The 6,740-nt window shown below is 48.1% G+C and carries 6 protein-coding genes and 1 CRISPR repeat array; of the genes, 5 read left to right on the top strand and 1 reads right to left on the bottom strand.

Annotated elements, in window-relative coordinates:
- Nucleotides 1-292: 292 nt before the first annotated feature.
- A CRISPR array of direct repeats spans nucleotides 293-692; the repeat unit is 29 nt; unit sequence GTTTCAGTCCCCTTACGGGGATTTTGGTA.
- 704 nt (nucleotides 693-1,396) lie between these two features.
- Nucleotides 1,397-1,759 carry a hypothetical protein gene (locus A0U42_RS11560; RefSeq protein ID WP_141669492.1) on the top strand — a complete coding sequence of 121 codons (363 nt, stop codon included), beginning with the start codon at nucleotides 1,397-1,399 and terminating at the stop codon, nucleotides 1,757-1,759.
- A 501-nt stretch (nucleotides 1,760-2,260) separates the two neighbouring features.
- On the opposite strand, the gene A0U42_RS03100 is transcribed toward A0U42_RS11560, so the two are convergent.
- A complete protein-coding gene (locus A0U42_RS03100; protein WP_218055516.1) occupies nucleotides 2,261-3,037 on the bottom strand; it encodes a class I SAM-dependent methyltransferase in 777 nt (258 codons plus the stop codon).
- A gap of 362 nt (nucleotides 3,038-3,399) precedes the next feature.
- On the opposite strand from A0U42_RS03100, the gene A0U42_RS03095 reads away from it, so the two are divergent.
- The 4 genes from A0U42_RS03095 to A0U42_RS03080 are packed head-to-tail and all read left to right on the top strand — an operon-like array spanning nucleotide 3,400 to nucleotide 6,733.
- Nucleotides 3,400-4,344, top strand: coding sequence for an ABC transporter permease (locus A0U42_RS03095; protein ID WP_065359825.1), 945 nt, complete (start codon nucleotides 3,400-3,402; stop codon nucleotides 4,342-4,344).
- Between the two features lie 17 nt (nucleotides 4,345-4,361).
- Nucleotides 4,362-5,189, top strand: coding sequence for an ABC transporter permease (locus A0U42_RS03090; RefSeq protein ID WP_065359824.1), 828 nt, complete (start codon nucleotides 4,362-4,364; stop codon nucleotides 5,187-5,189).
- Nucleotides 5,190-5,191: 2 nt separating this feature from the next.
- Entirely contained in the window at nucleotides 5,192-5,971 is a 780-nt protein-coding gene (locus A0U42_RS03085; protein ID WP_065359823.1) for an ABC transporter ATP-binding protein, read from the top strand.
- A 3-nt stretch (nucleotides 5,972-5,974) separates the two neighbouring features.
- Nucleotides 5,975-6,733 (top strand): ABC transporter ATP-binding protein, encoded by a 759-nt coding sequence (locus tag A0U42_RS03080; protein WP_065359822.1) that lies wholly within the window; start codon nucleotides 5,975-5,977, stop codon nucleotides 6,731-6,733.
- Nucleotides 6,734-6,740 lie beyond the last annotated feature (7 nt).

Here is a 6,740-nt window from a genome sequence, read left to right as displayed (position 1 = left end):
TTGACGGGTAGCAGTTCAAAAAAGACGATAGGTCTTTCATCGTGCATTCAGACCCCTTGCGAGGAAAACGGTAATACGACGCTAGAAGGCATATTAGTTGGCTTACTGACAAACCTGTCTCAGTCCCCTATTGTATGACTCCCCTTTCTAAAAGGAGTCCAAGTAGGTCCGGGGTCTTGTAAGAATATCCCTCCCCAACAGGCAAGGCATGCGCCAATACCCTACGACAAAAGTAGAAACATCAGAGCGTCAGATTCAGTCCCCCATGGTACAAACTTCTTTTTCAAAAAAAGAGTCCATGTAACTCCGGGGATTTTGGTAATACGACGAGTGAGTAGTCTAACAGGTGGGATAGGCATCGGATGATTTCAGTCCCCTTACGGGGATTTTGGTAATACGACTTGAACGTCGTGAAGACGTTTAATTCTGAGAAATCGAAGTTTCAGTCCCCTTACGGGGATTTTGGTAATACGACTTAAGTGGTTAATTTATTGTCTGACGCATAAGGAGTTTCAATCCCCTTACGGGGATTTTGGTAATACGACAACTGATGGACCTTCGTCCATCGAGCTAACGGCCATCCAGTTTCAGTCCCCTTACGGGGATTTTGGTACGCTGACCCGCGCACCTATCGCCGGAAGCCACAAGGTCCTTATGTTTCAGTCCCCTTACGGGGATTTTGGTACGCTGACTCTATCCCTCAGTACCCGCTCCCTGACTGGGCTCACAGGCGATTTTTCAAACCTCGGCCTTTTTTCTCCTTTTCGGGGGACCCGGGTGAAAAATAAAAATCTGGCAGTGTCGTTTATCCGCTTCGTTACGCCATTTGTAGCCATTTTGGAAATTTTCAAACCTACGGGGTTTTTGACCCTAAAATAGGTTTTCCAAAGGTCAGGCAAAGTCAGTATTACCTTGACTTATCTCAAGTATACTTTTTTCGCTGCACCTTGTCAAACCACTGCACCGCAACGAAGGAGCCAAATAGAACAAATCCCCAAGAAAAGCCATCACAGCCCATCTCGGGAATTCCAGTAACACAACATCCTAGTGAATCAAAATAGATTGATTAAGAATACGTCCTTTTCCTCCTTGCGGAGAAATCGGTAATATGACATGGCTAGCTAAGCTTGTTTAGCGAAAGCTTCATAAGAGTCTCAGTCCCCCTATGGATTACCTCCTTTTTCTAAAAAAGAGTCTAACTAAATCTGGGAATTTTAGTTCTTAACTTCTTGAGTAAATCCATAAGAGGCCAAACTGAGTCTTAACACTTGAATATAGGTGCTATAATCCCAGGCGGCAGCAAATTTATTCCATTGGTACTTCATTTTGAAATAGATATTTTTATGATTTTATCGTATACTATATATGATGATATATATAACAAGAGGCGATAACATTGACCATTTCAACACAGACACATTATCTTATGAACAATCTCATGGGTATTTTCTTTGGAGCCATATTGCCATCATTTTTTTTGTCCGGTTCCGACAGCGAAGCTAGTGCAATTTATTTTTTAACTGCACTACTCGCGTTAATTCCAGCAAATATTGCCTATCGTAAGGGTAGAAGTTTTGCTAAATGGTTTATCTATAGTGATACCTTGTGGATAATAGCAATGATTCATAGCTTAAAAATAAAACCTAACGATAGAGGAAAAGCTAGAAATGGCTTCCATAAATGCCCATATTGTGGTGAATATAGCCGCCCAGAAGCAACAGTTTGCCACTGTTGTGGGAGAGATTTGTTTATACAATAAAACAGAATCCGCCATTTTTGAAAAAACATCATGAGAATAGAATACAGCCAATAGAAAAGCCATGGATCTATGAAAAAAGCATAAATCCATGGCTTTTTCACGCCTTAAAACAGACCCCTTACGGGGATTTTGGTAATACGACATAGTCATGGTTTCATGACGGGATATGGCCTAAAAAAGGTTTCAGTCCCCTTATGAGGATTCCTTGCATTAACTCCTTTCTCACAAAGAAAGGAGTATGTTCAGTCGTTCTTAACAGCCTCCTTACAAAGGGCATCCGCGGGGCTGATTTTATGTTTCTGCATTTTCCAGGATTTTCTGTGAAAATCTCTATCGCAAACGCTCCGAACCCGCGTTTTAATCATATTGGAGCAGCATGACATAAAAGCCATTAATCTATTCGTATTATACCATATTTTGCACGTATTGACTAAAGCCTGCCGCCAAAGTAAGCCGTATGAAAGGGCTGCCTCTCCGATAGCTCACTTTGGTGATAGCCCTTTAAAGGATATCTCTAGGAAATAATTTTTTCCCATAGATGGCAAACAGTGGAACATCGTCGTACTGCATATCGGGATCATTGTGCACGCGCGGCGCTATATTGGCTTCCGCATCCACTTCCATGCCAAGACTTTTCAGATACTTTATATCCCAGTCCGGGCGACGATGATTACTGATGCGGACAGCGTCTTTGATGTTGTTGCAGGTGTCGATGAGTTCTTGGTCGATATTGGCATGGACATGTTCTTGATTGTCTTTCTTTGAAAACGTTTCCTGCCCGTAATCGGAGTCAAAGTTCAACAGTAAGCCCTGTGGCTTCAATACGCGATGCCATTCCTGATAGGCCGCCATCGCATCGGGCAGGGTCCAGGTGAGATTTCGGCTGATGACGACATCGAAGGACTCCGATTCGAAATCAAGCTCTTGGGCATTCATCTTCTGAAACGCAGCTGCCACGCCATAGGCCAGGGCATTGATCTTCGCCTCATGGAGCATGGCCCCCGACATATCGATACCCGTCACGGCGTGTCCCATTTTCCCTAATAAGATGGCAAAGAAGCCGGCGCCGGTACCGATGTCCAGAATACGAAGTTTCTGTCCCTGAGGAAGTTTTTCCTTAAGCAGCCTGCTCCAAGCTTCTGCACTGGGGCCTTTCAGTTCTTTTCGTCTCGTCTTGCTGAAATCATCACTGCGAGAGTCCCAGTAGGCCTCGATTTCGCGATTCAGCTCACCATACGTATCGATGTCTTCATTATATTTCATATTATTTGTCGCCATATTAATTGCTCTCCTACGCCCTCCTGCCGCAAACTCCGAAAGCCTTCGTCGGTAGGGCTTTAAAAATTTTCTATTCATATCATTCATTGCTATTAGTTTATCGAATATAATAAAAATTTATAAGCCCCCTATGGGGATAATAAAGAATGTTTTTAGCATTTCTCGGGGAAAATACCGATACTAAAGGAAATTTTCAAAAAACTGTCATTAACAAATCAATTTACCATTCTTTCGTCGTCAAATCTTTGAATTTAAGGCTTAATCTGCAATTATCATCGTTCAATATCCCCCAATAGGGCTTATATGTATACATTTTTTCATGTATTATTAAAGTTATGAAGAAAACGAAGAAAGGATGAGACATGTTGAATTATACACTGCAGCGTTTCCTACAGTTGATTCCCATTCTGTTCGGAATTACCTTCCTGTCCTTCCTGCTGATGTATATGGCGGGCAGTGATGCCGTAACGGAAATGTATACCAACCGCGGCGTAGAGGTGGCCCAAGAAATCATCGATGCCAGAAAGGCCGAGCTGGGATTGAATCTGCCCTTCTTCCGGCAGTATGCATCCTGGCTCTGGGCCATGCTGCACGGAAATATGGGTATGAGCTATGTGACGGGCGAGCCCGTGCTGGAATCCTTTCTGCGAAAACTGCCGGCGACGATATTGCTGACAACACTATCGATACTGCTGACGGTAGTGATGTCCCTGCCCTTGGGCATTTTGGCAGCTGTCCGTCACAATAAGGCGGAAGATTTGATCCTGCGCTTTTGCAGTTTTATCGGCAATGCCATGCCGAATTTCTTTGTCGCCATGTTGTTAATGCAGTTGTTGGGAATCCATCTGAAAGTTTTGCCGGTTATCTCCGGCGGGATGGACGGGCAAAGCGCCATCATGCCGACGCTGACCCTGGCCATTGCCATGTCGGCGAAGTATCTGCGGCAGGTCCGTTCGACAGTACTGGAAGAGCTGAACAAGGATTACGTGTTGGGGGCCAAGGCCCGTGGGGTCAGCCGCAAGGTTATTCTTTGGAAGAATGTCATGAAATCCGCCATGCTGACCATTATGACGCTGCTGGCCTTATCGATCGGCAGCCTTTTGGGCGGTACGGCTATTATCGAAAGCATCTTCATGTGGGACGGTGTCGGCAAGCTGGCCGTCGATGCCATCAATATGCGTGACTATCCGTTGATTCAGGCCTATGTCATGTGGATGGCGATCATCTATGTCGTGGTCAATCTGATATCCGATCTGCTGTATCATCATCTGGACCCGCGTATCCGGCTGGGGGTGAGCCGCAAGTGAAGGACGTTACGGTACGAATGCAGACCGTGAAAACGGACCGGCTCAAATATAAACTGATCGCGTTCTCGCTCTTGGCTTTATTACTGATTGCCGCTGCCTTTTTCAGCGAATCCCTGTGTCCTTATGACCCGTATGAACAGAATCTGGCCATTGCCAAGGCAGCGCCCTCTGCCGAACATCTGCTGGGTACCGACCGTTTCGGCCGCGATATGCTCTCAAGGATCATTGCCGGCAGCTATACGAGTATTTTTTCTACCCTCCTATTGGTCGGTTTTATTACCATGTTTGGCAGTCTCATCGGCATTGTCTGTGCCTGGTCGGGAAAATGGATCGATACACTGCTCATGCGCCTGGCCGATATGTTTCTGGCCTTCCCCGGCTTGGTCTTTGCCTTAGCCGTGGCAGCTGTCTTAGGCGGCGGTGTTCATAACGCCATCTTAGCCCTGGCGGCCATCAACTGGCCCAAATATGCTCGTCTGGCCCGCAGTCAGGCCTTAGCCCAGCAATCGGCAACCTATATGCAGGCCGCTAAAATGGCAGGAAACAATACCTTTCAATTGATTTACAAGCATGTCCTTCCCAATATTGCCGGCCCCATATTGGTCACGGCCATGCTCGATATCGGCACGATGATGATGGAATTAGCCGGGCTTTCTTTTCTGGGACTGGGCGCAAAGCCGCCGATTCCCGAGTGGGGCAGCATGATGAGTGATACCCGTAATCTCTTGGCGACTCATCCTTGGGTAACCCTGTCTCCCGGCGTGGCCATCTTTGTGTCGGTTATGGTTTTCAATCTCCTTGGGGATACGGTCCGTGACTGGCTGGACCCAAAGAATCGGAGGTAAGGATGAGCGGTATCATACGATATGATCAGGTAGATATCAGTTATAACGGAAGGCGGGTCGTCCAAGATGTCAGCTTTGACCTTCAAGCCGGGGAAATCCTCGGCATTGCCGGCGAAAGCGGCAGTGGGAAGTCGACGCTGCTGAAGGCGGCTATGGGTCTTTTAGGCAGAGACGGCCTCGTCACCCGCGGCGATATTTGGTATCAGGACAAGAACCTGCCGGACCTTTCGGAAAGGGACATGCGCCCCCTCTGCGGCCCGGAGATCGCCATGATTTTTCAGAATGCCGGGACTTCCTTTATCCCCATTCGAACGATACGGGCGCAAATCCGAGAAATGATGGCAGCTCACGGCTATACGGATAAAAAGGCTGTGGAAACGCAGGCCCAAGACCTGCTGACAAAATTAGGCTTTACGGACCCCCGACGTATTTTAGACAGCTATCCCTTTGAACTCTCCGGTGGCATGCAGCAGCGTGTGGGCGTGGCGGCGGCCATGCTCCTGAAACCGAAGGTCCTGTTGGCCGATGAGCCCACTTCGGCCTTAGACGTTACGGTACAGAAACAAGCCATCGAGGAAATGCTGCTGGCGAGGAAACTGTTTGGCACCGCCATTCTGCTGGTTACCCACAATATCGGCGTCATTAAGGCCATGGCGGACACGATGCTGATCATGAAGGATGGCCAAATGGTGGAATACGGAGACGTGCAGGAAATCTTACAACATCCCCGGACAAGTTATACGAAAAAACTGCTGGCCGCCGTGCCGAAGCTAAGGAGGTAACTGATGGAAGAACTGTTACGCGCAACACACCTCCGCAAAATTTTTACCGCTGCCGATGGGAATGATTTTCTGGCCGTCGATGATGTGACCTTTTCCGTCGGCGAAGGAGAAAAGGTAGCCATCATCGGTGAAAGCGGCAGCGGCAAGACAACGGTGGCGAAGATGGTGACACGGCTGCTCGATGGGACCTCCGGAAGCATCATCCTGGAGGGCCAAGATATTACGAAAGCTTCCGGCAGAAAACTGCGGCAGGCCTACGGGAAAATGCAGATGGTCTTTCAGCTGCCCGTGGAAAGCTTCGATCCTCGCCGGACGTTGGGAGACGGCATCACCGAAGGCCTGCGCAATCACGGCCGGTCAAAAAAAGACGCCGCGGCAGAATGTCAGCGCCTCTTGGAACGCTGCGGCCTCGAGGCAGCCTTTGCCGACCGGTATCCTCATGAGGTCAGCGGCGGTCAATGCCAGAGAGCGGCCATCGCCCGGGCCCTGGCCATTCAGCCTAAGCTGTTGATTCTCGATGAGGCCACGTCGGCCCTGGATGTAACCGTACAGGCCGACATCCTGTCCCTCCTCGATGAACTGCAGAAGGAATTGAAGATGTCTTATCTCTTCATTTCTCATGATATCGCCTTGGTTCAAGACTTCTGCGACCGGGTCATCGTCATGCACGACGGAAAGATCGTAGAGACGGGAACAGCGGAGGAGGTAATTCGCCATCCGCAGCAGGACTATACGAAGAAGCTCATAGACAGCGTACTATAAGGAGGAA

It is taken from the genome of Megasphaera sp. DISK 18 (genome assembly GCF_001682955.1).
GTDB classification, from domain to species: domain Bacteria; phylum Bacillota; class Negativicutes; order Veillonellales; family Megasphaeraceae; genus Megasphaera; species Megasphaera massiliensis.
Note: the sequence above shows the minus strand (reverse complement) of the source record. Positions and strands in the feature narration are given on the sequence as shown.

Excerpts from the sequence above, each read along its gene's own strand:
- A0U42_RS03100 (WP_218055516.1), bottom strand. The coding sequence starts at position 3,037 with ATGGCGACAAATAATATGAAATATAATGAAGACATCGATACGTATGGT.
- A0U42_RS03095 (WP_065359825.1), top strand. The coding sequence starts at position 3,400 with ATGTTGAATTATACACTGCAGCGTTTCCTACAGTTGATTCCCATTCTG.
- A0U42_RS03090 (WP_065359824.1), top strand. The coding sequence starts at position 4,362 with ATGCAGACCGTGAAAACGGACCGGCTCAAATATAAACTGATCGCGTTC.
- A0U42_RS03085 (WP_065359823.1), top strand. The coding sequence starts at position 5,192 with ATGAGCGGTATCATACGATATGATCAGGTAGATATCAGTTATAACGGA.
- A0U42_RS03080 (WP_065359822.1), top strand. The coding sequence starts at position 5,975 with ATGGAAGAACTGTTACGCGCAACACACCTCCGCAAAATTTTTACCGCT.